This window comes from Glutamicibacter sp. ZJUTW, from assembly GCF_008370855.1.
Taxonomy (GTDB): Bacteria; Actinomycetota; Actinomycetes; order Actinomycetales; family Micrococcaceae; genus Glutamicibacter; species Glutamicibacter nicotianae.
On the sequence record NZ_CP043624.1, the window covers coordinates 1535574 to 1560476 of the forward strand.

Sequence of the window (24903 nt, forward strand, 5' to 3'; positions counted from 1 at the left end):
AATGAAGACATCATGACTGATCTATCGCTGATTCCTGTAGTAACCGAAGACACCCCGGTCCGCGTCCGCTTTTGCCCATCACCCACTGGTACCCCTCACGTAGGCTTGATCCGTACTGCCCTGTTCAACTGGGCTTATGCGCGTCACACCGGCGGCAAGATGATCTTCCGCATTGAAGACACCGATGCCAAGCGCGACTCCGAAGAAAGCTACAACCAGCTTTTGGATGCCCTGGCGTGGCTGGGCATCGATTGGGACGAAGGTGTCAACGCGGGCGGTCCTCATGAGCCATACCGCCAGTCGCAGCGTGGTGACATCTACCAGGATGTCATTGAGAAGCTTCGTACAGCTGGCCATCTTTACGAGTCCTACTCGACCCCCGAGGAAGTCGAAGCTCGCCACAAGGCGGCTGGACGTGATCCAAAGCTGGGCTACGACAACTTCGACCGCGAGCTGACCGGTGAGCAGAAAGCCGCGTTCAAGGCCGAAGGCCGCGAACCGGTATTGCGTGTTCGCATGCCAGATCATGACATCACCTTCAATGATTTGGTGCGTGGCGAGATCACCTTCAAGGCGGGATCCGTGCCCGACTACGTTGTGGTGCGCGCCAACGGCAAGCCGTTGTATACCCTGGTCAACCCAATTGATGATGCGCTGATGGGGATTACCCACGTCCTTCGCGGCGAGGACCTGTTGTCCTCAACTCCGCGCCAGGTCGTCTTGTACACACTGCTGCATGACATCGGAGTTGCCCAGTACATGCCACGCTTCGGCCACCTCCCGTACGTCATGGGCCAGGGCAACAAGAAGCTTTCCAAGCGTGATCCAGAATCCAGCCTGTTCCTCCACCGCGACAACGGTTTCATCCCGGAAGGCCTGCTGAACTATCTGGCCCTGCTGGGTTGGTCGCTGAGCGCTGATGAAGATATCTTCTCGCGTGAACAGCTGGTTGAAGCCTTCGACGTAAAGGACGTGCTGTCCAACCCTGCCCGCTTCGATGTGAAGAAGGCAGAAGCAATCAACGGCACCCACGTGCGCATGCTGGAGCCGCGGGACTTCCGTGACCGTTTGGTTCCATACCTGAAGGCCGCGGGCCTAGTGGGCGAAGTGCTTACAGAACGAGAAAACGAGATCTTGGATCAGGCGGCGCCATTGGTTCAGGAACGCATCGCGCTGTTGGGCGAAGCAACCGACATGCTCGAGTTCCTCTTCAAGGCTGATGACGAAATTGCCATCGAAGAAAAAGCACTCAAGGGCTTGCCTGCAAACCTAGTTGAGGTGATCGACGCTAGTATCCGGGGCCTTGAATCCCTTTCCGAATGGAATGCCGAAACCATTCAGGAAGCACTGCGCACGAAGCTTGTCGACGAACTGGAACTGAAGCCTCGCCAAGCATTCGGGCCAGCCCGCGTAGCAATCTCCGGAAAGCGCGTTTCGCCGCCGCTCTTCGAGTCCATGGAAATTCTTGGACGCGAGTCGAGCCTAAAACGACTGCGTGCATTCGGCGAGTCCCGCTAAAGATTCTCCGATAAATCGGTGAGAAGTACTTTGAACGCCTCGGAAGGAACCAGTCCTGCAACTGGCCCTGTCCGGGGCGTTCTCTTCGATATTGATGAGACCTTGGTTGATTTGCGCTCCGCTGCTATCCAAGGCTTCGCATCCTTGTCGGCACCGGCGCTGGCGCATCTGAATCCTGCACGAATAGCTGCGATCGCAGCTGATTTCGCAGATGATGGCGCGCAGGCCTACCACAGGTATATGGCGGGTGAGCTGACTTTCCTTGGCCAGCGAGAAGTGCGGCTACAGCGCGCATATAGGTTGGCAGGGGCCACCGCGCCCAGCGGCGAAGCATATGCGCGATGGGCGCATGAATATGAGACGAAAGTTCGCGAGTCGTGGAAACCCTTTGATGACGTGCCGGAATTCTTGGGCCAGCTGGCTGATCTGTATATCCCGTAGGTGCGGTTAGCAACAATGTCGAGTTATACCAACGTGACAAGCTGCAGTCGGCAGGGCTAGCTGGATTCCGATGCGTCATTGGCTCCGATACTGCTGGGGCACCGAAACCGCACTCGGCCCCGTTCCTTGCCGGGTGCGCTGCACTAAAGAGTCTGCCGGCCCACACACTGTACATAGGGGACAATCCGATTAATGACTATCAAGGGGCCAGTGACGCTGGACTCCAGCCAGTGCTCCTGGACCGTGCTTCATTTCACAAGAATTTTCCTGGATGGCGGGTGAAGGATTTGGCGTCGCTCACGACTGTTCTGTCCTGATTTTCCGCGGATCGCTGGTGGAAAACTGGCCACGGTGCTCGATTTGTGCGCTGGTCATTTGGCCGGTATAGTTTTATCTCGTGCTACGGCAGTGGCCGGAATGATGATTATCGTAATTCCTGAAACGCCAAGTCACAGTGGGATATGGTGTAATTGGCAACACAACGGTTTCTGGTTCCGTCATTCTAGGTTCGAGTCCTGGTATCCCAGCGCTTCATCAAAGAAATTTGATGAGTTGAAGGTAGCTCTTCAACATACGGCCCCATCGTATAGCGGCCTAGTACTCTGCCCTCTCACGGCAGCAACACGGGTTCGAATCCCGTTGGGGTCACCAATGGAAAACCGCGGAGAAATCCGCGGTTTTCGTTTTTTCCCGGACAAAAACTGTACTGGGCTAGCGAAATTACCTGCTGGCATGAGGCAAGATAGTTCTCATGGAGTCGAATTCAGATCTGGATAACAGCTCAGGGCAGGAAACCGCTTCACCAGCCGGAACCGGCAGCGAGGCCGTGAAGCATTTAAACGAGCTTCAGGATCTGCTCAGTGAGCTGTCCTTTGTTAACCCTCAACCACGAGATGCATCCGGATTCGAAGTACTGCGCAACAAGGTATTGCACCAAATTTCGGACTACCTGATACCTCGAATTTCGAACCTACGCGCACCGCTATTGGTGGTTGTCGGCGGATCCACGGGCTCAGGAAAATCGACTCTTGTAAATTCCCTGCTAGGGGAACAGGTAAGCCTTTCCGGCGCGGTACGCCCGACGACGCGAACTCCGGTTTTGGCGTTCAACCCGGTTGACCAACCCTTCTTTGAATCTGACCGGATTCTTCCCGAACTTAAACGTGTAGCTGGTGGTGGATTCAATGCGCAGGGCGGAGCATCCACCAACCAAGCACTATTGATGACACCCCGCCAACAAGTACCTCAAGGCTTGGCAATACTTGATGCCCCGGATATCGACTCGGTTTCCGACGAGAACAGGGAATTAGCTGGCCAGCTTCTAAACGCAGCGGACCTCTGGATTTTCGTCACGACGGCCAATAGATACGCTGACGCTCTTCCCTGGGATCTGCTAACAGAGGCTGGTGCACGCGAAATAACCGTCTGCGTCGTATTGAACAGAGTTCCTCGAGGAGCCGAAAACGATATCGTTCCGGACCTGAAGCGCCTATTGCTTGAAAAGGATTTGGATCCCTCACTGCTGCATGTGCTCAATGAGACGCAACTCGGTGAAGAAAAATTGATTCCCAGTGAGCACGTGGAACCGTTGCTTGCGTGGCTGAACTCACTGGCAGCGGATTCCGCTCAACGTCAGCGAATCGCGGCCCAAACCCTTGATGGAGCGTTGCGCCGCACCGCCGCCGATGTCAGTGAACTAATCGCTGAACTGCAAGAGCAGGAAAACCAGCTCGGTGAACTACGCACGTTGACCGACGAACGCTTCGCACAAGCCTTGGCCAGGATCAACGATTCTCTCAATGACGGCTCGTTGCTGCGTGGCGAAATCCTGGCGCGTTGGCAGGACTTCGTCGGAGCCGGCGAGCTGCTGCGCGGAATCGAAGGCGCCATTGGACGGGTGAGAGATCGTGTAGGCGCCTTCCTCACGGGGAAGCCTCCAGCGACCCACAGGGTTGAACAAGCCATTGAATCAGGCCTGCATACAGTCTTCATTGCTGAAATCACCAAGGCCTGCCATGACATCGACAGGTCGTGGCAGAACACGCCGTTCGGCCAGGCGCTACGGGCAAATTTGCCAACGCCGCGTCCGCCGCAGGATCTCAACGAGCAAGCATCAGAAAGCATCCGGCTCTGGCAAAGAGATGTCCTGGATATGATCCGCCAGGAAGGCGCTGGAAAGCGCAAGACCGCCCGGATGGCCGCATTCGGCGTCAACGGGGTGGCCGTGATCTTGATGGTTGTGGTCTTTGCATCAACGGCCGGTCTCACTGGATTGGAAATCGGTATTGCCGGGGGCTCGGCATTGGTGGGCCAGAAACTGCTGGAAGCAATATTCGGAGAGGACGCGGTACGCCGCATGGCCACCAAGGCACGAAAGATGCTCGATTCCAGAGCAGGCGATCTCTTGGCGAAGAGCTCCTCAATCTATCTGGATGAGCTCTCTGCCACTTCGCAACCGGAGCTTGCTGAACGGCTGGGCAAGATTACCGCAGGCTTGAACGGCAAGGGGGCCCACTGATGTCCGAACGCAAGATCCTGCGGGCCGTCAGCGGCCTCAACTCGCAAATCAACAGCATCGTGGAAGCGATGCAGCTTGCAGAGCCATACCTGGAACCAGAAACCATCGATTTGGCCGCAGACGTCATCGCCCGCGCTGAATCTCGACGCCAGCTTTCCGCGGAGCATGTCGTGGTGGGACTTTTCGGTGCCACCGGCAGCGGAAAATCAACGATGTTCAACGCGCTGGTGGGTCAGAACCTTGCCACCACAGGTGTCATCCGCCCGACGACTACCGACACTGTCGCTGCCATTTGGGAACCAGAAGGCGCTTGCGAACTGCTGGACTGGCTGGAAGTGTCAACTCGCCACGTCATAGAGGATCGGGACGGCCAAACGGACTCTGCAAAGAAAAAGACGTTCGATTCCGGGCTCCTGCTGTTGGACCTGCCCGACATGGACTCGACGGCAGCTGATCACCACAAGATCGCTTCCCGATTGGTGGGCCAAGTTGATTATCTGGTGTGGGTGCTTGATCCTCAGAAATATGCCGATGCTTCAATCCACCACGGGTATCTCAATTCCCTGCGCAGCCAGCAAGGCAACCTGCTGATCGTCCTGAACCAGATAGACACGATTGCCGAGCGCGAGCGAAAACAAGTTGTCGATTCCTTGCGCGGCATCTTGGCCACCTCTGGGATGGAGAATCTTCCCATCATCTGCACCTCGGCTGCTACGGGTGAAGGAGTCGCGGAGGTGCAGGCCAAGATCGCGGCCGCGGCCAAGAACAAGGCACTTTCCACGCGTCGACTCCGCGCAGATGTTGATCAGGTCATCCATCACTTGAGCGAGGAACTCCAAGTAGAGAAAGTGCGCTTGCCCAGCCAGCTGCACCAAGCCGAGCTGGAGCGCGTGATCGCGAAAGCGCACGGTGCCCATTACATTGCTGATGCAGTGGAAACCTCATACTTGCTTCGTGGTGCTTCGCGCACGGGATGGCCGTTGACCACATGGCTGGTCAAGTTGCGCAACGATCCACTCAAGAGGATGAATCTTGGACGGCAGCATGAAGACCCAGAATTGTCCTTGACTTCTCGTCCAGAGCTGTCCATCGCAGAAACTGCGGCTATAGAACATGGCATCAACCAGTACGTCGCCGAAGCGTCTTCAGATCTTCCGGAAAGCTGGAAAGAGCCTCTCCGAGAGAAAGTGCACGCAAAAACGGCGGTGCTGGATGACGGCATTGATGCGGCGATTGCCGGCACGCCGTTAGGTGTTGAACGGTCTTCGTGGTGGTGGCCCGTAGTCAAGGTCATCCAATGGGTTGCACTTGTTGCGGCATTAGGTGGTGCTTTGTGGCTCGCCGGCTATCCGGTTGCCGGATACTTCCAATTCGAGCTTCCGGAGGCTCCCCGAGTCGAAGGTATCGCTGTACCAACGCTGCTGATTTTCATTGGAATACTGCTGGGCATTGTCTTGGGATTGGCGTGCTCGTTTGTCAACCGAATAGTCGCTAAAGTTAAGCGAAGGAAAGCGTTGAAGAATATTGAACGCTCGGTATCCCAGCTGGTGAGGCAGGCAGTCATTGAGCCCGTTGACCAGCATCTGGACACCTACAACAGCTACTCAGCATTGATCACCTCTGCAGCCAAGAAAGCCGATTAGAACTCTGTGACTACAAACCAGCCAAAAGTCGATGCAACAGTGGGTGACCTAGGCGAGCAAGGCATCCTGGAAGCGATCTTGCCGCTGCTCGATTCAGCACAGGCAAGTCTCGGTCCGGGCGACGACGCGGGTGCGTTGAGGGTGAGCGGGAACGAAGTTCTCGTTTCGGTCGATACCCTGGTTGAAAACCAGGATTTTCGGCTCCTCTGGCCCAGCGGGTTGGAACACAATGCTTATGACATCGGATGGAAGTCCATTGCGCAAAATGTCTCAGACATTAATGCGATGGGTGGTCGCGCCACTGGCGCTGTGATTTCGCTGTCCCTGCCGAAGTCCACGTCTCTGGAATGGGTGATGGACTTCAGCCGTGGAGTTGCCGAGGCTATCGCGGAGCTTGGCGCCAAGGAACTGACGATTCTCGGGGGAGACCTCGGGAAGTCGCAGGAAATTTCCGTTACCACGACCGTTCTTGGCGAATGCGAGCATGGGAAGGTGCTGAGGAGTGGAGTCCGAGCCGGAGACCGCATAGCAGTGGCCGGACGTGTTGGCGCCGCGGGGGCAGGGCTCTCAGTGCTTGAACACGAGCATGACAATGAACGTTGGAGCAGGGCGGTTCGCCGTCTGGTCCAGGCGCAGTGCCGGCCCGTCCCGCCGTTGGAATCTGGCCCACGTGCTGCCGAAGCGGGTGCGACAGCCATGTTGGATCTATCCGATGGACTGATCCGCGACGCCGGGCGCATGGCCAAAGCCAGCCATGTCAATCTCGAGTTGGAATCTTCCGCTCTCCAGGACTTCGCGATTCGGCTGGAGGCTGCCTCAGAACTGACGGGCACCGATCCGATGTCATGGGTACTCTTTGGCGGTGAGGATTTCGGACTCCTGGCAGCCTTCCCTGAGGGAGTTGAAATCCCCGGAGAATTTACTGTCATCGGTGTAGCCAAGCCGGCCAATGGGCGTCGAGCAGTCGTGAAGATTGATGGCAAGGTCGCAAAGCCTGAGACGGGCTTTGACCACTTCGCTTAGCTCCTCGGCAACTGATTCTTGTGCTGGCTATGCACGGTCGTTTTGAACGCGCAGCAGTTCAGAAAGTTCGTGGGCGGCGCTCGTCACCGCTTCGTGGTGGATCTTGCCTGGTTGGCGGGTAAGCCGTTCAATCGGGCCCGATAAGGACAGGGCCGCGATAACCCGTCCGGACTGCCCGCGAACTGGTGCGGAAACCGAAGCGACGCCAGGCTCGCGTTCTCCCAGCGACTGGGCCCAACCGCGCCGGCGGACTCCGGCCAGGATTGTCGGTGTGAAACGCGCGTGGTGCAATCCTTCCACCATGCGCTCATTGTCTTCCCACGCGAGCAGGATCTGGGCTGCCGAACCGGCCTTCATCGACAGCTGGGTTCCCACTGGAATAGTGTCGCGCAGGCCGATTGGGCGCTCGGCGCTGGCGATGCACACACGGTAATCGCCCTGCTTGCGGAATATTTGCGTGCTTTCACCGGTGAGGTCGCGAAGCTTGATGAGCACAGGCCCTGCTGCGCTGACCAACCGGTCTTCGCCCGCTGCGCTGGCGAGCTCCACCAGACGGTTTCCCAGCTCAAAGCGGCCATGCATATCGCGCCCAACTAATCCGTGATGGACGAGCGACTGGGCAATGCGGTGCACCGTGGGGCGCGAAATTTCGGTGAGTTCCACCAACTGGGAAAGGGAAGTGGGGCCATTCTCCAATGCATTGAGAATGGCTGCTGCCTTATCCAGTACGCCTACGCCGCTGCCTGTTGTCATAGTCCAAGTATCGCGTCTCAGTATTTGAGATTCAAGTCCGTATACTGGAAAAGTCGCTCTGTGAAGTGTCAAAGTTGGAGTATCAATTGTTCGTAGCTTGAGGAGTGTGTCGCATGTCCGCCATGCAGTCGCCCCAGACGTTGGCAGAAAAAGTCTGGAATGCACATGTTGTGCGTCGAGGAGAAGGTGAAGGCGAAGCCCGCCAGCCGGACTTGATTTACATTGACCTCCACCTGCTACATGAGGTGACCTCTCCGCAGGCCTTCGAAGGCCTGCGTCTCGCTGGCCGTCCGCTGCGTCGTCCGGATCTGACCATTGCGACAGAGGACCACAACACTCCGACGCTGGACATCGATAAGCCCATTGCCGACTTGACCAGCCGCACCCAGATCCACACCCTGCGCGACAATTGCAAGGAATTCGGCGTCCGCTTGCACTCCTTGGGCGACAAGGAACAGGGCATTGTCCACGTCGTGGGTCCACAGCTGGGATTGACCCAGCCGGGCATGACCGTCGTTTGCGGCGACTCGCACACTTCGACCCATGGCGCCTTCGGTGCCCTGGCTTTTGGCATTGGCACCTCGGAAGTCGAGCATGTCATGGCCACCCAGTCGCTGAGCCTGAAGCCGTTCAAGACCATGGCTATCAACGTCGAGGGCACCTTGAAGCCGGGCGTTACCTCCAAGGACATCATCCTGGCCGTGATTGCCAAAATCGGTACGGGTGGCGGCCAAGGTTTCGTGCTGGAGTACCGTGGCTCAGCGATTCGTTCGCTGTCCATGGATGCCCGCATGACTATCTGCAACATGTCCATCGAGGCCGGTGCCCGCGCCGGCATGATTGCACCGGACGAAACGACGTTCGAATATGTCAAGGGCCGCCCGCATGCTCCGGAGGGCGAAGACTGGGATGCCGCAGTTGCCGACTGGAAGCAGCTGCACACCGATGAGGGTGCACGCTTCGACGCTGAAGTCTTTTTGAACGCTGATGAACTTGAACCATTCGTCACCTGGGGCACCAACCCTGGCCAGGGCGTCTCGCTGTCCGAGAATGTGCCTTCGCCAGAAGACTTCGAAGACGAAAATGATCGCAAGGCCTGCGAGCGAGCATTGACCTACATGGGACTTGAGGGCGGTACCCCAATGAAGGATATTCGGGTGGATACCGTGTTCCTGGGATCCTGCACCAACTCCCGCATGGAAGACCTGCGTGCGGCTGCCCAGGTCATCAAGGGTAAGGAAAAAGACCCTAATGTCCGCATGATCGTGGTCCCGGGCTCGGCGCGAGTTCGATTGGAAGCCGAGGCAGAAGGACTGGACCAGATTTTCAAGGACTTCGGTGCTGAATGGCGCTTCGCGGGCTGTTCCATGTGCCTGGGCATGAACCCGGACCAGCTGGCCGAGGGTGAGCGCTGCGCGTCCACCTCGAACCGCAACTTCGAAGGACGCCAGGGCAAGGGCGGACGTACCCATCTGGTCTCGCCACTGGTTGCCGCCGCTACCGCAATCCGTGGAACCCTCTCGTCGCCTAGCGACCTCGTCAACGCACCGGTTTCGGTCTAGGAAGGATCACCGTCATGGAAAAGATTGTCAGCCACACCGGTATTGGTGTTCCACTGCGGCAGAGCAATGTGGATACGGACCAGATTATTCCTGCCGTATACCTCAAGCGCATCACCCGCACCGGTTTTGAGGACGCGTTGTTTGCAGGTTGGCGACGGGATGAGAACTTCATCCTGAACCAGAAACCGTTCAACACCGGCTCCGTACTGGTGGCGGGCCCCGACTTTGGCACCGGTTCCTCGCGCGAGCACGCTGTCTGGGCGTTGAAGGATTATGGATTCAAGGCCGTGATCTCCTCCCGTTTTGCCGATATCTTCCGTGGCAACTCGGGCAAGCAGGGATTGGTTGCTGCCGAAGTAGCCCAGAGCGACATCGAACTGATCTGGAAGGAACTGGAAAACAATCCAGGCACCACGGTGACCGTGGACTTGGAATCGCGTACGGTTCACTGCGGTTCCATCTCGGCACCGTTCCAGATTGACGACTACACCCGCTGGCGCTTGATGGAAGGCCTGGATGACATCGGCCTGACCTTGCAGCACGAAGAAGATATCACCGCATACGAGGCCAAGCGCCCTGCGCACAAGCCGAGGACTTTGCCCGCACGCACTGCGGGCTAGCACCGAGTTCAAGGTAAATGGAATGGTCCGCTTATCCCTGGCGTTGTTAGGGGTGAGCGGACCATTGCGTTCCCAACGCAATGTTTTTCTGCAGGGCACCATGGCTCTGTCTGAAAGCATGCTCACAATGTGTGCGCCACGAGATGATCTGGGCGTACTGGCAGGTATAGAGGCGGTATGCTTACTTAGTCCTGCCAGTTCGAAAGCCTTGATGCTTCGGCGGGCGATAACGACTACGCGATGAGGTAATTCATACATGGGTAAGATCCTGACGATCCATGGTGGTGTTCCGCTAAAGGGCACCGTACGAGTCGGCGGAGCGAAGAACCTAGTGCCAAAAGCCATGGTCGCGGCTCTGCTGGGCGACAGCCCTTCGGTACTGCGCAACGTACCGGAGATCAAGGACGTAGCTGTTGTCCGCAGCCTGCTTGAAATCCACGGCGTCAAGGTGGACCAGGATCCCGAGACCGGTGATCTCACCATGGACCCTACCCAGGTCAAGACCGCCTCGAACCAGGCCATCGATGCCCACGCCGGCGACTCGCGTATCCCCATTCTTTTCTGCGGACCGTTGATCCATTCGCTGGGCGAAGCCTTCATCCCGGACCTGGGTGGCTGCCGCATCGGCGACCGCCCAATCGACTTCCACTTGGAAGTATTGCGCGACTTTGGTGCCATCGTGGACAAAGCAACCGACGGCATCCGCATTTCTGCCCCTAACGGGCTGACCGGCGCTAAGCTCGAACTGCAGTATCCGAGCGTTGGCACCACCGAGCAGGTGCTGCTCTCGGCCGTCCGCGCCAAGGGCGTCACGGAAGTCAGCAATGCAGCCATTGAGCCGGAAATCCTGGACCTGATCTCGCTGCTGCAGAAGATGGGCGCCATCATCTCGGTGCACCGCGACCGCGTGATCCGCATCCAGGGTGTCGAGAAGCTCTCGGGCTTCGACCACTCGGCTCTGCCGGACCGCAACGAAGCCGCATCTTGGGCCTCTGCCGCTCTGGTCACCAAGGGCGATATCTTCGTCCAGGACGCCACCCAGCGTGACTTGACTGCTTTCCTGCATGTCTACCGCCAGATTGGCGGCGAATTCGAAGTCAAGAGCGATGGCATCCGCTTCTACCACCCAGGTGGAGATCTTAATCCGCTGATCCTCGAAACCGATGTGCACCCGGGCTTCATGACCGACTGGCAGCAGCCGCTGGTGGTTGCCTTGACCCAGGCCAAGGGCGTCTCGGTCATTCACGAAACCGTGTATGAGAATCGCTTCGGATTCACCGATGCACTGGTCCGAATGGGCTCCACTGTCCAGGTGCACACCGACTGCCTCGGATCCACCCCTTGCCGTTTCGGGCAGCGCAACTTCAAGCATTCAGCTGTTGTGGTGGGCCCCGCCAAGCTCACCGGTGCCGACATCGATGTTCCGGATCTTCGTGGTGGTTTCTCCCACCTGATTGCCGCACTGGCTGCCGAAGGCACCAGCAAGGTCACCGGAATCGAGATCATCAACCGCGGCTACGAGCACTTCATGGAGAAGCTGCAGGCCCTGGGCGCAAACGTCGAGCTGAGCAACTAAAGGGGATCAGATTCGTGGTAAAGATTCTGGCCCCTGGTGAATCTGCGAGGACCAAGCGGGTTTTCTCAGTATTGGCGGGCGTTGTCCGTACTTCCATGAACGCTTTGATTGGCAAGACGTGGAAGGGTTTCGAGACGCTTCCGCAGGGCGGGTACATCCTCTGCCCCAATCACCTCACCGAAATTGATCCGCTGGTTGTCGGCCACGCTATCTACAGCAATGGCCGGCTGCCACGCTGGCTAGCCAAGGAGTCCTTGTTCAAGATTCCAGTGCTTGGCTGGTTGCTGCGCGAGACCGGCCAGGTACCGGTCTCACGCAGCGCATCCAACGCCGGCGAATCGTTGGCCGCGGCCAAGAAAGTGCTCGATGCCGGCGGTGTCATTGTCATTTACCCGGAGGGCACACTGACCCGCGATCCCAATTTGTGGCCAATGGTTGGACGGACTGGCGCCGCACGGTTGGCCTTGCAAACCGGTGCACCAGTGGTGCCGATGGCTCACTGGGGCGACCAGGAACTGCTGCCTCGCTATTCCAAGAAGATGTACCTGTTCCCGCGGAAGCACGTCACCGTGTCCGTCGGGCAGCCGGTGGATCTCGACGATCTGCGTGGAGGCCCGCGCACTCGTGCAGTGCTGCAGGAAGCCACAGATCGCATCATGGACGGGATCACTGCACTGACCGCGGAGCTGCGCCAAGAAGAAGCACCGGCTGTGTGTTGGGATCCCAGCAAGCACGGCCAGTCGAAGACTGGACGCAATTTCGATACCCCGGAAAATTAATTACTTTCATCATCACCTTCCAGAGGACTGACTTTGACTAAGCCGCTACCACGCAAAATCGCCGTCATGGGCGCTGGCAGCTGGGGGACCACCTTCGCCAAGGTGCTTGCCGATTCAGTTGCAGACAAGGGAATCGCGGTTCAGATTTGGGCACGTCGCGAAGACGCAGCCAATGAAATCAACGAACGCCATACCAATTCACGCTACTTGCGCGAAACCAAGCTTCCTGCCAACGTCACGGCATCATCGGATCCGCAGACCGTGCTAACCGGCGCCGACCTTGTGGTCTTGGCAATTCCGTCGCAGTCCTTGCGCCAGGAATTGGCGAAATTCAAGGAATTCTTTGAACCAGGCGCCGTGCTGCTTTCCCTGATGAAGGGCCTTGAACGCGGAACCGACCTGCGCATGAGCCAAGTGATCGCGGAAGTGACCGGGCTGCCAGCCAAGCAGATTGCCGTGCTGTCCGGGCCGAACCTGGCCATGGAGATTGCGCGCGAGCAGCCCACCGCCTCTGTTGTTGCCTGCACAGATTCCGATATCGCGCAGTGGATCGCTGAACTGTGCTCCGCTCCGTACTTCCGTCCCTACACGAATGATGATGTACTGGGCGTGGAGCTTGGCGGTATCGTCAAGAACATCATCGCGCTTGCCGTGGGCATGTGCGACGGCATGGGGATGGGCGATAACACCAAGTCCACCGTGATCACTCGCGGTTTGGCCGAGACCACTCGCTTGGTCCTCGCCCTTGGCGGCCGCTTGGATACCTTGGCCGGCCTTTCTGGTCTGGGCGACCTTGTCGCTACCTGTTCTTCCTCGCTCTCGCGCAACAACACCGCCGGACGACTGCTCGGCCAGGGGCTCTTCCTGGAAGAGGTCAATGACCGCATGTCGCAGACCGCGGAAGGCATCAAATCAGCACGTGCCGTATTCGACCTTTCCCGAGCCCATAACGTGGAAATGCCGATTACCGAAGCAGTGGTGATGGTCCTGGAAGGCACCTTGAGCGTTGAGAACATGGCCGCACGCCTGTTGTCGCGTGAATTGAAATCCGAAGGAGAACGTCACTAATGACTGAACGCAAGCTACGCGTCCTCTTGCTCTTCGGCGGCCGTTCCTCAGAACACTCCGTTTCCTGCGTGACCGCTGCCGGGGTCATGCATGCTATCGACCGTGAACGTTTTGAAATCGTTCCGGTGGGTATCACCCGCGAAGGAGGCTGGACCCTGCTGGATGAAGATCCGGAAGGCTGGGCTCTGAACACCGGCAAGCTGCCGGAGATTTCCTCGGTGGATCATCCGGTGCACCTGTCTACCGATGCGCAGAAGACATCATTGCTGTCCTATTCGGACTCCACCGTGGCAGACCTGGGGGAGATTGACGTAGTCTTCCCCTTGCTTCACGGTCCGTTCGGTGAAGACGGGTCGATCCAGGGCTTGCTTGAAATGGCAGGCGTGTCCTATGTGGGCTCGGGTATTGCAGCCAGTGCGATGGGCATGGATAAGCACTACATGAAGGTGGTTTTCGAAGGGGCCGGCTTCAATGTGGGACCGTACGAAGTGATCACCAACAAGCAGTGGCTGCGTGATAGCGAAGCTGCCATGAAGCGTTGCGATAACCTGCAGTACCCGTTGTTCGTCAAGCCGGCCCGCGCAGGGTCTTCGGTAGGCATCACGAAGGTTGATGATCCGTCCGAGCTGCGTGCTGCTATTGAAATCGCCCGGGCCGAAGATCCCAAGGTGATCATCGAGCAGGGGATCGTCGGGCGGGAAATCGAATGCGGCGTTCTTGAAGGCCGCAGCAGCGGACCATCGCGTGCTTCATTGCCAGGCGAAATCGCGGTGGCGGACAATCAGCACACCTTCTACGATTTCGAAGCCAAGTACGTTGATGGAGCCGCAGCTGAGCTCAGCTGCCCGGCAAACTTGAGCGATGAAGCCACGCGCGAAATCCGCGAGCTGGCAGTCCAGGCCTTTGACGCGATCGGTGCCGAAGGCCTATCCCGGGTTGATTTCTTCTATACTCCCGAAGGCGAGTGGATCATCAATGAAATCAACACCATGCCTGGCTTTACGCCGTCCAGCATGTATCCGCAAATGTGGGCGAAGACGGGAATTGGATACCGTGAACTCATTGATGAGCTGATTGCCCTGGCGACCGAGCGGAACATCGGTTTGCGCTAGTCAAAGGAACGTTGGTGAAACTTTGGGGTGTGTTGAAAATTCAACACACCCCAAAGCTTTTGTCGAAGGGTTGCTTACAAGCTCACTGACTTGTCAACGCTGACGCACTTCTTGGAAGCTGGGATCTTCTGCGCAGCATCTGAAAGTGTCGCCAGAACTGTGCTCGACGGGATCACGTTAGGGTCGAGGATAACTTCGGTTGCCGGGGTCCGGCCATATGTGGTTAGGGTCCAGATGCTTGTTACTTCGTCCTCATGCGCTACCCAATCAACATCATTCACTGATACGCAAGGATCTGTGGTCGGCCCGGGGACTTCTACTCCGCAACGCAGGACAACTTTGGACGGGTCGCCCCAGGCAGCTGTTGATTGGGACGTCGTGGTGCGGCGTTCCGCATCATCGATGGCTTCGGGCAGGACAACCATCATTTCTGCGCACAGCGGGTTGGCTGCGTCTGGGGCAGCATCAACGGAAGCTACTGATGCGCAACCGGCGAGGCCAGTTATGGAAATGAGCCCGATTCCGGCGACGACTGAACCACGACCCAATATTCGGTTAAGTTTTGGTGACAGTCGTGCAGAGACACTGATTTTAAACACGTTATAAGCCTACATCGGCAATCTGAAAGATAAGATGTAGTCAGTTGAAACTGTGAAAGGTAGCATATGTCCTTTGAAGAGCATTCGGTGAGACCACGCCAGAAAAAGAAACGCACGGGTCGAGCTATTATCCTGAGTGTCCTTGCCCTGGTGGTTATCGCTGGACTTGTCGCTGGTGGTTACGCATGGAACCTCGGCAGAACGTTCAATGACAACAGCACCAAAATCACCAACGCTTTCCCGGCGGAAGAGACGCGCCCGGAGGTGAAAGAGGAGTCTAAGGACGCAGTTAACGTACTCCTGCTGGGTACTGATACCCGGGCCGTGCGTAGTGACGATGCACAGGATGATGAGTTCGCCACGCTACCGGGTGGCGGACGATCCGACACCATGATGCTGGTGCACATTCCTTCGGACCGGAAGAACGTCTTCGTCACGTCGATCATGCGTGATACTTGGCTGGACATTCCTGGCGTCGGCACCGCGAAGATTAACCGCGCATTCGCCAGCGGCGGTGTTCCCAAAGCAGTCGAAACTCTCGAAGGTCTCTTCGGCATCCGGATCAACCATGTGGCATCGATTGACTTTGAAGGCTTCAAGGGCCTGACCAATGCGGTCGGCGGCGTAACCGTCGATAATCCGATCGCTTTCAGCCCCGTACATGTCAAGGGCTACTTCTTCCCAGAAGGTGTGCAAACGCTCGACGGAGACGAAGCACTAGCTTTTGTTCGTGAGCGCAAGGCGTTTACGGGTCCAGGTGGTAGCGATTACCGCCGTGTCAAGAACCAGCAGCTCTTCGTCAAGGCTTTGATTGGCCAGATCCTGTCCAAGGAAACTCTGACCAGCCCCACAAAGATCCAGTCTGTCGTTGAGGAAATCGCACCATATGTAGCAGTCGACGAATCCCTGGACGCAGGAAAAATCGCATCGTTGGCGTCTTCGATGATTAGCATCCGTTCCAGTGATATGGAGTTCTTCACCCTGCCAAACAATGGTCCTGGGCGTTCAGCAGACGGGCAATCAATTGTCGTTCCTGACATGGATACGATTGCCAAGTTTGGCGAAGCATTGCAGAATGACACGGTTGATGAATTCGTAGCATCAACTGACTTGTCGCAGTAAGACCACCTAAGGAACGACTTTCCATGACGCCCCACAAACTCGATACCTCCGTGCGTGCCATCCGAGAATGGCTCGCTCGAAGCGTCAAGAGTCTCGGGAACCATTCTGACAGGTTGAATGCAATCAATGTGTTCCCAGTGGCAGACGGCGATACCGGTAGCAACCTGTATCTGACCGCGAGAGCGGGACATGACGCGATCAGCAAACTGGAAAGCGACGATATTGGTGGGTTTCTTGAAGTTGCCGCGCGGGCTTCGTTGGAATCTGCACGCGGCAACTCGGGCACATTGCTAGCAGTCTTCTTGAGCGGCCTGAGCGAGCCTTGGAGTGGCCATGAACGCCTAACTGCGCCGTTGCTTGCGCTCGGTCTCGAGCGAGCCAAAGTGCGGTCTTGGTCAGCGCTGAGCGAACCGGTCGAAGGCACCATGCTGTCCGTGATCAATGCAATATCTTTGGCCGCAGGCTCAACACTTGCGCACTTGAAGACGGATCCGGATAGTCGTGCAGCACTTGATGCCGTTCTCACGCAAATGAGTCAAGCAGCTCAACTCGCAGTCAGGGGCACCGAGGCTGAACTTCCGAGTCTCGTTAAGGCTGGCGTTGTTGACGCAGGGGCGGTCGGGATGCTGATCATAATTGACGAGCTATGCGCCGCGATTCGGAGCGAATCCACCGAATTCGATTCCTACGACGACTTCCACGGTTACCGTTCACAAGACCCGCACATTCACCTGACTGAAGAAACAGAGTCAGGTGTTGAGGTAATGTGCACTGTTTCCTTGGACGCGTTGGGTGCCGCTACTCTGCGCGGGCAACTGGACTCAATGGGCAATTCAGTGATCATGTCGCCCGTGAATCAGCTGGAGGAAGACACCTATAGATGGCGCGTTCACGTCCACGTTCCTGATGCCGAACCGGCACTGGAACTCATAAGAAAACACGGTGACCCGGTGAATATCAGCGTCACTGATCTGTGCACCCACGATGGCTGAAACAACGCTTACTTCGTTTGAGAGTGCAGAGCTCTCAGCATTCTTAGGAAAGAAGAACTCCACCGCCCTAGAAAAGGCTTTCGGCTATACGACGGTGGGGGAGTTGTTATGGCATTTTCCGCGTCGGTACGTTGAAGTAGGCGAGCTCACCCCGATTTCAGAGCTTCCCTTCGATGAGCACGTTACAGTTGTCGCCCAGGTTGTCAACGTCAGCCAGCGGCAGATGCACTCGCGGCGCGGTTTCATTTTCGAAGTGACCGTCAGCGATGAGCTTAGCGCAGGCGGCCAAGAGCTGAAGATGACCTTCTTCAATGGCTATCAAGCACGGACAGATCTGCACATTGGAACTATCGCGATGTTCAGCGGCAAGGTCGGTTGGTACCAGGACCACCTGCAGTTGAGCCAGCCTGAATACGCAATCCTGGATGAGGCATCCCAGGCAGATCCGCGTCCAATTCCGATCTATCCTGCTTCGGCAAAGATGCCCAACAAGCGCATCCGTGATCTGATGGGGCTGTTGCTGGAGCACTTCACAGATCAGAAGCTTCCTGAGTTTCTTCCAGGGGAACTTCTTCGCACGCATCATTATCCACAACGCCATCAAGCGTTCTTGGATCGCCATTTCCCCAAGGAAATCAAGCACGCCTACGTCGCTCGACAGCGCTTTGCCTTTGAAGAAGCATTTATGCTGCAGTTGGCGTTAGGCGAACGCGGGCGCCAGCTGGGCGCGCAGAAAGCAATTGCACGCCCACCGGTGCCGGGCCGCCTAGCTGACAAATTCGATGCCCAGCTGCCGTTCAGCTTGACCGAAGACCAGCTTGTCGTCGGAGAACAAATTTCCAAGGACCTGGACCAGTCGCATCCAATGCATCGTTTGCTGCAGGGCGAAGTCGGCTCCGGCAAGACCGTTGTCGCGCTACGAGCCATCTTGCAGGTGATCGATGCTGGAGGACAAGCTGCACTCCTAGCGCCAACAGAAGTCCTGGCCGCACAACACTACGCCTCGATCAAGAAGATGCTTGGCAAGCTCGCTGAACCTGGGCTTTTCGGCGAAGGCGAAGGAACAGGCGTAGAGCTTCTAACCGGGTCGGCAAAAAGTGCCCATCGCCGTGAAGCATTGCTGGGTATTGCCAGCGGTGAGACTGGACTGATTATTGGCACACATGCCCTCTTGAGCGACCATGTGCAGTTTGCAGATCTCGGCCTCGTCGTCGTGGACGAACAACATCGATTTGGCGTTGAGCAGCGCGACGCCTTGAAGTATAAAGCAGTCGACTCGGTTCCTCATACCCTGGTCATGACTGCGACTCCGATACCGAGAACCGTCGCCATGACCGTATTCGGCGATTTGGACACCTCCACCATTAAACGCTTGCCCGCCGGCCGCGCCCCGATCCACACGCATATCGTGCCCATGCAGTTAACCGGTTTCCGCGACAGGCTATTCACCAGAATCGTTGAAGAAGTGGAGAAGGGTCACCAAGCATATGTGGTGTGCCCACGAATTTCGGACTCAGCAGCGGAACAAGGCATTCTTCTGGCATCCTATGAAGAATCGTCCGGTCAGCCCATGAGTGTAGAAGCCATGCATGAGATGCTCGCTGGGATGCCTGAATTCGCTGGGATACGCACCGAGGCGTTGCACTCGCAACTAGATGCGGCAGACAAGCAGGCAACCATGGATTCCTTTGCCCGTGGTGAAATTGACGTGCTGATTTCCACGACAGTCATTGAGGTTGGCGTTGACGTCCATAATGCGACATTGATGGTGATCATGGATGCGGAGCGCTTCGGCATCTCGCAGCTCCATCAGCTGCGCGGCCGCGTAGGCCGTGGTGGACTGCCTGGGACGTGCCTCATGACCACATGGCTGGACGCGGACCATCCGTCGGTTGGACGCTTGAAGACCATCGAGTCAACCATCGACGGTTTTGAGCTAGCCGAGGCAGACTTGGCTGAACGCAAAGAAGGAAATATCTTGGGTGTTCAGCAATCAGGCAGCCGGTCGACGCTGCGGGAACTTAGCATCATCAAGGATCGCTCGCTCATTGAGCAGGCGAAAACCGATGTGGGCAGGCTTCTTGCCGATGCCAACTGGGGAAGCAACTATCCGGAGCTCCTGAGCGCAGCCGGGAATTGGCTTGATGAGTCCACTAAAGAATTTTTGAATAAGAACTGATTGAAGGTATTGCTAGGCAATGAGCCGTATTATCGCTGGAGCTGCCGGTGGGCATCCACTGAAGTCCGTACCAGGTGATGCCACGCGCCCGACAACGGATCGTGTCAAGGAAGCCCTCTTCTCCCGCTTGGATAGCTGGGATATTCTTGCCGGCGCCCGAGTGCTGGATCTCTTCGCAGGTTCGGGTTCGCTGGGAATCGAGACGGCCAGTCGCGGCGCGCGGCAGGTTGTTCTGGTAGAAAAAGCCCCTAAAGCGGTTTCCGTTTGCCAGCAAAATGCGTCTCTGGTGAACAAGGTGTTGAAGGCCAATACGGTGACGGTACAGCGGGGAACCGTTGATAGTGTCCTAGACGGCTATTACAACGAAATTTCGGGTGTGCCCAGCAAGACCTTTGACATTGTCTTGCTGGATCCTCCCTACCCGCTGACTGAAGAAGAACTGGCTCTCACCCTCGAGAAAATATCCAAAATTCTGACTGAGGATGCGACAGTGATTGTGGAGCGTTCCGGGCGCTCACCGGAACCTACATGGCCAAGCACCATGCAGAAGTTCGCCGACAAGAAATACGGCGAAACGCACCTATGGTTTGCAGAACCCATCTAGATCCATTGAACGGCGAACTTCTGACGGGTACGGCCCCGCTGCCTGGCACTGGAGTATTTGGTCTTCGGTAAAGTTTTGGCGCGACGCTGAGAGAATCAAGTTCCCGGGGAAGCGCTTGGTAAACATTTCCGGACTTGAACTCAACATCACAAACTCAAAGCTGGAGTTTGCCGCCTCGACTTGGGTGCAAGTGAAATTCAAAGGCGGATCATCGCCGATATTCACGAAGAGCAATCCGTCATTGGCCAAAGAGTTCTTGAGTTCGGCGTAATAGTCCTCCGTAGTCAGGTGTTCTGGTGCTTCCGGGCCAGAGAAAATATCCAAGACGATGACGTCAAACTTTTCACCGGCCAGTTGTTCGGCAAGTACACTCCTCGCATCGGCGACAATCGGTGACAAGTGGCAGCCATCCGGCAAAGGAAGATGCGTGAGAACGAAATCAAGAAGTTCGCGCTCAATGTCTACAGCCACGTGGGTACTAAATGGGTAAATAACACTCGCCCAACGGGCCAAGGTCAATGCACCTGCACCTAGATGAAGCATCTTCAATGGGCGCTTTTCTGGGCGTAAGACCTTCAGATGATTAGCTATGCGTGCGAGATACTCGTAGAACACTTCTTCCGGATGGGAAAGATTCACATGAGATTGAGGCGCGTCGCCGATGGCGAGTATTTTCGACCCGGGGATCAGGTCATCGTCGTAAATAGTGGCATGTTCCTGGATGAACCCGAGCCACCGTTTAGCAGGCTTGCGCCTCATTGCGAAAGCACCTTTGGCAGCAGCTGCAAGCGCTCGACGGCATCGGCAATGACCTCACGCTTCTTGCAGAAAGCGAAACGCAACAGTCCTTGGTACTCTTGCTGATTCTCGGGGTGGACAAAGGCAGACATTGGAATCGCCGCGACGCGTACGCGCTCGGGCATCATGCGCGCTATTTCAGCAGCGTCGTTCAGATCAAAGCTGCGTACGTCGGCAACCAAGAAGTAGGTGCCCTTTGGACGTATAACCGGGATCCCAGCTTGTTCCAGGCCTGATGCGAGAATTTCTCCCTGCTGTCCTAAATCGGCAGCAAAGCGTTCGAAAAAGGCATCAGGAAGATTCAAGGCTTGTGCGACAGCAGGTTGGAACGCAGGGCCCGAGGAATAGGTAAGGAACTGTTTCACGGTACGGACGGCAGTGATTAACTCGCGGGGGCCGGTTGCCCATCCAACTTTCCAGCCGGTAAAGGAGAAAGACTTGCCTGCCGAAGAAATGGTGATGGTTCGTTCGAATCCACCAGGCAAGCTCGCGATCGGAACATGCCGAATACCGAAAGTGAGGTGTTCATAGACCTCGTCGGAGATGATGATGCAGTTGTGCTGATGTGCCAGGGCAATGATTTCCTGAAGCACCGAAACATCTAGAACTGTGCCCGTTGGATTGTGGGGATTGTTCACGACGATTACTCGGGTCTTGTCTGTGACCGCGCGTCGAAGGTCATCCATATCCGGCTCGAATTTCGGAGCCTTGAGCTGAACGACCTTATGCACTGCGTTGGTCAACCCGATCATGGCCGCATAGGAATCGTAATACGGTTCAAAGGTCACTACTTCATCGCCAGGTTCCAGGAAAGCAAGCAAGGAAGCAGCGATAGCTTCGGTAGCCCCGGTCGAAACAACTACCTCGGATTCGGTGTCGAGCTTCAATGAATAGAAGCGCTCCTGGTGGGCAGCTATGGCTTCGCGGAGCGAAGGAGTTCCTAAACCGGGCGCATACTGGTTAGCGCCATTCTCGATCGCATCAATAGCGATTTTCTTGATTTCTTCCGGCCCTTCGGAATCCGGGAATCCTTGCCCAAGGTTAATTGCCTGATGAAGGTTCGCCAGTCCCGTGATTTCTTCGAAGATGGTCACTCCCGGGCGGCCAGTGGAATCTAGTAGGTTGGCACCGTGGGCGGTCCGCTGCCATGGAGTGAATTCAATGCTCATGTTTCCATTATCGTCCCGTGTATAGGGGAGCATGCGCATTAAGTCATTGAATCTTTACGAGACATTCATACGAGTTCGCTGAATTGGCGAGAGTTCTTGATAGATTCAGATCATGCGAAGAGCGGTATGCCCGGGTTCTTTTGACCCAATTCACAACGGACACGTCGAGATCATTGCGCGCGCAGCGAGCCTGTTTGATGAGGTGATCGTCGCTGTGTCCACTAATTACTCCAAGAAGTACCGCTTCAGCGAAGATGAGCGCGTAGCGATGGTTGAGGAGACTGTCGGGGGACTGCGTGGGGTTTCTGCTGTGCCCATGGGCCAAGGCCTGCTGGCTGATTTCTGCAAGGAGCAGGGCGCCGAAGCAATCGTCAAGGGATTGCGCAGCACTGTTGACTACGCATACGAAATTCCCATGGCCACCATGAATCGGCATCTGACTGGAGTTGAAACTGTTTTCCTTCAGGCCGATACGCGCTACACGCATTTGTCATCTTCATTGCTCAAGGAAGTACAGGCACTTGGTGGGGACGTTGATGAGTACTTCCCTAGAGCGGTGATTAAACGTCTTATTCAACAGTAATATTCGAAATTGGTTTTTCAATATTCAAGATATAAAGTGGTCTAACTGTAAGATCATTCGCACAAACTGGACAGGTTTCAAAGATGCCACATTCGGCCATTAAAAAAGCAGTCATTCCAGCGGCAGGGCTAGGGACACGATTCTTGCCGGCAACAAAGGCTATGCCCAAAGAGATGTTGCCAGTCGTCGACAAGCCTGCAATTCAGTATGTTGTTGCGGAAGCAGTAAAGGCGGGTTTCACTGATCTTCTGATGGTCACCGGGCGAAGCAAGCGTGCCCTAGAAGACCACTTTGACCGCGTTCCGTCCTTGGAATACTCGCTTGAGGCCAAGGGCGACAAAAAGAAACTAGATGCAATTCATGAGGCGACTCACTTAGGAGACATCCACTACGTTCGGCAGGGAGACCCAAAAGGCCTCGGTCACGCCGTACTATGCGCCAAGCAGCACGTGGGCAACGAACCTTTTGCGGTATTGCTTGGTGACGATCTTATCGATGAGCGCGATGAGCTTTTGTCCGTTATGGCGGAAGTCCAAGGCAAGACTGGAGGATCGGTTATTGCCCTAATGGAAGTGGATCCCGAAAAGATCAGTGCCTATGGTTGTGCCGACGTTAGCTCCGTAGAAGGTGAAGAATACGTAAAGGTCAATGGCTTGGTAGAAAAGCCGGCTGTCGAAGAAGCACCGAGCAATCTGGCCGTCATTGGCCGCTATTTGTTGCATCCTCGTGTCTTCGAGGTTCTGGAACACACGGCTCCTGGCCGTGGCAACGAGATTCAGCTAACTGACGCTCTTCAGGTACTCGCATCCGCTGAAGGTGAGGGCTCTGGCGTGCATGCCGTTGTCTTCCGCGGTAGACGATACGATACTGGCGACAAGCTGAGCTACCTACAAGCAAATATTACGCTGGCTGTAGACCATGATTCTGTTGGTCCAGGTCTGAAAACATGGTTGAAGGACTTTGTAGCTACGCTTGACAACTAGTATCTGTCTTAGACTACTCAGGATAATCACAATTATCTTGGGTAGTCTTTTTCATTGCGCAAAGTCGCCCGGCGCGCTGGACGGCTTGGGGGAGCGTAGTTGAGTTGGAGTAGGAATGAAAATCGAAGACGCAGATAGTCAAGTACTTCTATCGCGAAGCGCTAGAAATAGAGCAGAGCGACGGAAGAAAAAACGGACGCAAGGAATAGTAGCGTCGATCGTGGCTGTCTTGCTTGTTGCGATTTTGGGTGCGGGTTATGTCTTATTTGATCTGCAACGGCAGTTCAACATAAAATCCAACACGGTATCATTGGGCTTCTCCGATTCCGAGCAACAAGCCCGCCCTGTCAAATCTCCAGACGATACATCGATGAATGTATTGCTGTTGGGCGTGGATCATGCCGATGACGACGCCGGGGAATCCGCTGCGCTTACCGGGGCGGTGTCTCAACGAAGCGATTCAATGATGCTCGTACACATCCCGGAAGATCGTTCGCAAGTATATGTGATGTCAATGGTCAGAGACATGTACGTAAATATCCCGGGGTACGGAAAGAATAAGTTGAACGCTGCCATTTCTCTTGGTGGTGTTCCATTGCTGTTACAGACGGTCGAGAACCTATTCAATAGCAAGATCGATCACATTGTCATGGTGGATTTTGAAGGCTTCAAAGAACTATCCAGTGCCCTGGGTGGCGTCACAGTCGAGAATGAGATCCCTTTTACCGCAAATGATACCGATTACTACTATCCGACCGGACAGATATCCTTGGAAGGGGACCGGGCGCTTCGCTTCGTCCGAGAACGCAAGTCATTCACCAACGGTGACTATCAACGCGTAGCCAATCAGCGGAAATTTATTTCGGCAGCGGCTAACCAACTATTGTCCACCGAGACGCTTACCAATCCAGTCAAGCTTTACAAGATTGTAGATGAGGTCTCGCCGTATCTGACTTTCGACGAAGGTTTTGACGCTGCTACGCTCGTCGGGTTAGGTATGCAACTCAAGAATGTGGACACAGAGAATATGGCCATGTTCACCATGCCTACGGCAGGGTCGGCAACCAGTCCAGATGGCCAGTCAATTGAACTTCCAAGTGAACTTGCTGTGGAACAAATTGGTCAGGCTCTTGTAAATGACAGTATGGCGGAGTATCTGCGGGACAACCCTCCTGAGGAACCGTAGGAGTGGATGTGGGATGAACTACACGCGACGGAACGGCAAAAGCCAGTAGAAGATCCTACAATCAACTAGACTTTG

At 56.0% G+C, this 24903-nt stretch carries 23 protein-coding genes and 2 tRNA genes; 21 read left to right on the forward strand and 4 right to left on the reverse strand.

From position 1 onward, the window contains the following. Positions 1-12 precede the first annotated feature (12 nt). The 8 genes from gltX (at position 13) to thiL (ending at position 7143) form a co-directional block, all read left to right on the forward strand. Positions 13-1518 carry a glutamate--tRNA ligase gene (gene gltX / locus F0M17_RS07235; protein ID WP_149596786.1) on the forward strand — a complete coding sequence of 502 codons (1506 nt, stop codon included), beginning with the start codon at positions 13-15 and terminating at the stop codon, positions 1516-1518. Positions 1519-1548: 30 nt separating this feature from the next. Continuing rightward, positions 1549-1959: an HAD family hydrolase gene (locus F0M17_RS07240; protein WP_149596787.1), complete on the forward strand. Its 411-nt coding sequence runs from the start codon at positions 1549-1551 to the stop codon at positions 1957-1959. A gap of 41 nt (positions 1960-2000) precedes the next feature. Further along, positions 2001-2276 carry an HAD family hydrolase gene (locus F0M17_RS17840; protein WP_371737264.1) on the forward strand — a complete coding sequence of 92 codons (276 nt, stop codon included), beginning with the start codon at positions 2001-2003 and terminating at the stop codon, positions 2274-2276. Positions 2277-2414: 138 nt separating this feature from the next. Further along, positions 2415-2486: transfer RNA gene (locus tag F0M17_RS07250), tRNA-Gln, on the forward strand. A gap of 48 nt (positions 2487-2534) precedes the next feature. After that, a tRNA-Glu gene (locus F0M17_RS07255) sits at positions 2535-2610 on the forward strand. 100 nt (positions 2611-2710) lie between these two features. Continuing rightward, positions 2711-4477, forward strand: a complete 1767-nt coding sequence (locus tag F0M17_RS07260) for a GTPase domain-containing protein (RefSeq protein ID WP_149596788.1) — start codon at positions 2711-2713, stop codon at positions 4475-4477. Then, positions 4477-6120 (forward strand): GTPase, encoded by a 1644-nt coding sequence (locus F0M17_RS07265; protein ID WP_149596789.1) that lies wholly within the window; start codon positions 4477-4479, stop codon positions 6118-6120. Before F0M17_RS07260 ends, F0M17_RS07265 begins: the two co-directional genes overlap by 1 nt. Before the next feature lie 6 nt (positions 6121-6126). Continuing rightward, a complete protein-coding gene (gene thiL / locus F0M17_RS07270; RefSeq protein WP_149596790.1) occupies positions 6127-7143 on the forward strand; it encodes a thiamine-phosphate kinase in 1017 nt (338 codons plus the stop codon). 27 nt (positions 7144-7170) lie between these two features. Here thiL and F0M17_RS07275 read toward each other — a convergent pair whose 3' ends face one another. After that, positions 7171-7896: an IclR family transcriptional regulator gene (locus F0M17_RS07275; RefSeq protein ID WP_038991426.1), complete on the reverse strand. Its 726-nt coding sequence runs from the start codon at positions 7894-7896 to the stop codon at positions 7171-7173. Between the two features lie 122 nt (positions 7897-8018). Between F0M17_RS07275 and leuC the strand changes: the two genes are divergently transcribed. The 6 genes from leuC (at position 8019) to F0M17_RS07305 (ending at position 14613) form a co-directional block, all read left to right on the forward strand. Further along, positions 8019-9458, forward strand: a complete 1440-nt coding sequence (leuC, locus tag F0M17_RS07280; RefSeq protein WP_149597721.1) for a 3-isopropylmalate dehydratase large subunit — start codon at positions 8019-8021, stop codon at positions 9456-9458. Between the two features lie 14 nt (positions 9459-9472). Next, positions 9473-10078: a 3-isopropylmalate dehydratase small subunit gene (gene leuD / locus F0M17_RS07285; RefSeq protein WP_149596791.1), complete on the forward strand. Its 606-nt coding sequence runs from the start codon at positions 9473-9475 to the stop codon at positions 10076-10078. A 256-nt stretch (positions 10079-10334) separates the two neighbouring features. Then, positions 10335-11654, forward strand: coding sequence for a UDP-N-acetylglucosamine 1-carboxyvinyltransferase (gene murA, locus F0M17_RS07290; RefSeq protein WP_149596792.1), 1320 nt, complete (start codon positions 10335-10337; stop codon positions 11652-11654). Between the two features lie 95 nt (positions 11655-11749). Continuing rightward, positions 11750-12433, forward strand: coding sequence for a 1-acyl-sn-glycerol-3-phosphate acyltransferase (locus F0M17_RS07295; RefSeq protein WP_149596793.1), 684 nt, complete (start codon positions 11750-11752; stop codon positions 12431-12433). Positions 12434-12460: 27 nt separating this feature from the next. Next, entirely contained in the window at positions 12461-13501 is a 1041-nt protein-coding gene (locus F0M17_RS07300) for an NAD(P)H-dependent glycerol-3-phosphate dehydrogenase (protein WP_371737265.1), read from the forward strand. Then, positions 13501-14613: a D-alanine--D-alanine ligase family protein gene (locus F0M17_RS07305; protein WP_149596794.1), complete on the forward strand. Its 1113-nt coding sequence runs from the start codon at positions 13501-13503 to the stop codon at positions 14611-14613. The genes F0M17_RS07300 and F0M17_RS07305 overlap by 1 nt, the downstream gene beginning before the upstream one ends. A 74-nt stretch (positions 14614-14687) precedes the next feature. Here the strand turns inward: F0M17_RS07305 and F0M17_RS07310 are convergent, their stop codons facing one another. Then, positions 14688-15164, reverse strand: coding sequence for a DUF3515 domain-containing protein (locus F0M17_RS07310; RefSeq protein WP_371737266.1), 477 nt, complete (start codon positions 15162-15164; stop codon positions 14688-14690). A gap of 114 nt (positions 15165-15278) precedes the next feature. Here F0M17_RS07310 and F0M17_RS07315 point away from each other — a divergent pair, with 114 nt between their 5' ends. Genes F0M17_RS07315 through rsmD form a run of 4 tightly spaced genes read left to right on the forward strand, consistent with a single transcriptional unit; the run spans position 15279 to position 20109 of the window. Further along, on the forward strand, positions 15279-16334 hold the full coding sequence (locus F0M17_RS07315) for an LCP family protein (protein ID WP_066137896.1): 1056 nt from the start codon (positions 15279-15281) through the stop codon (positions 16332-16334). Between the two features lie 23 nt (positions 16335-16357). Then, positions 16358-17326 (forward strand): DAK2 domain-containing protein, encoded by a 969-nt coding sequence (locus F0M17_RS07320; protein WP_052253772.1) that lies wholly within the window; start codon positions 16358-16360, stop codon positions 17324-17326. Then, positions 17319-19505 (forward strand): ATP-dependent DNA helicase RecG, encoded by a 2187-nt coding sequence (locus tag F0M17_RS07325; protein WP_149596795.1) that lies wholly within the window; start codon positions 17319-17321, stop codon positions 19503-19505. The genes F0M17_RS07320 and F0M17_RS07325 overlap by 8 nt, the downstream gene beginning before the upstream one ends. 19 nt (positions 19506-19524) lie before the next feature. Next, positions 19525-20109, forward strand: coding sequence for a 16S rRNA (guanine(966)-N(2))-methyltransferase RsmD (gene rsmD, locus F0M17_RS07330; RefSeq protein WP_149596796.1), 585 nt, complete (start codon positions 19525-19527; stop codon positions 20107-20109). On the opposite strand, the gene F0M17_RS07335 is transcribed toward rsmD, so the two are convergent. Both F0M17_RS07335 and F0M17_RS07340 read right to left on the reverse strand, forming a co-directional pair. Beyond that, positions 20086-20868, reverse strand: coding sequence for a spermidine synthase (locus F0M17_RS07335; protein ID WP_149596797.1), 783 nt, complete (start codon positions 20866-20868; stop codon positions 20086-20088). The genes rsmD and F0M17_RS07335 overlap by 24 nt on opposite strands. Further along, positions 20865-22076, reverse strand: a complete 1212-nt coding sequence (locus tag F0M17_RS07340; RefSeq protein WP_149596798.1) for an aminotransferase class I/II-fold pyridoxal phosphate-dependent enzyme — start codon at positions 22074-22076, stop codon at positions 20865-20867. The genes F0M17_RS07335 and F0M17_RS07340 overlap by 4 nt, the downstream gene beginning before the upstream one ends. A gap of 112 nt (positions 22077-22188) precedes the next feature. Between F0M17_RS07340 and coaD the strand changes: the two genes are divergently transcribed. The 3 genes from coaD (at position 22189) to F0M17_RS07355 (ending at position 24828) form a co-directional block, all read left to right on the forward strand. Further along, the gene (gene coaD / locus F0M17_RS07345; RefSeq protein ID WP_149596799.1) at positions 22189-22659 is read left to right on the forward strand and encodes a pantetheine-phosphate adenylyltransferase; all 471 of its coding nucleotides are present in this window, start codon (positions 22189-22191) and stop codon (positions 22657-22659) included. A gap of 83 nt (positions 22660-22742) precedes the next feature. Further along, positions 22743-23642 (forward strand): UTP--glucose-1-phosphate uridylyltransferase GalU, encoded by a 900-nt coding sequence (galU, locus tag F0M17_RS07350; RefSeq protein WP_149596800.1) that lies wholly within the window; start codon positions 22743-22745, stop codon positions 23640-23642. Positions 23643-23757: 115 nt separating this feature from the next. Beyond that, on the forward strand, positions 23758-24828 hold the full coding sequence (locus tag F0M17_RS07355) for an LCP family protein (RefSeq protein ID WP_149596801.1): 1071 nt from the start codon (positions 23758-23760) through the stop codon (positions 24826-24828). The last annotated feature ends 75 nt before the right edge of the window (positions 24829-24903 follow it).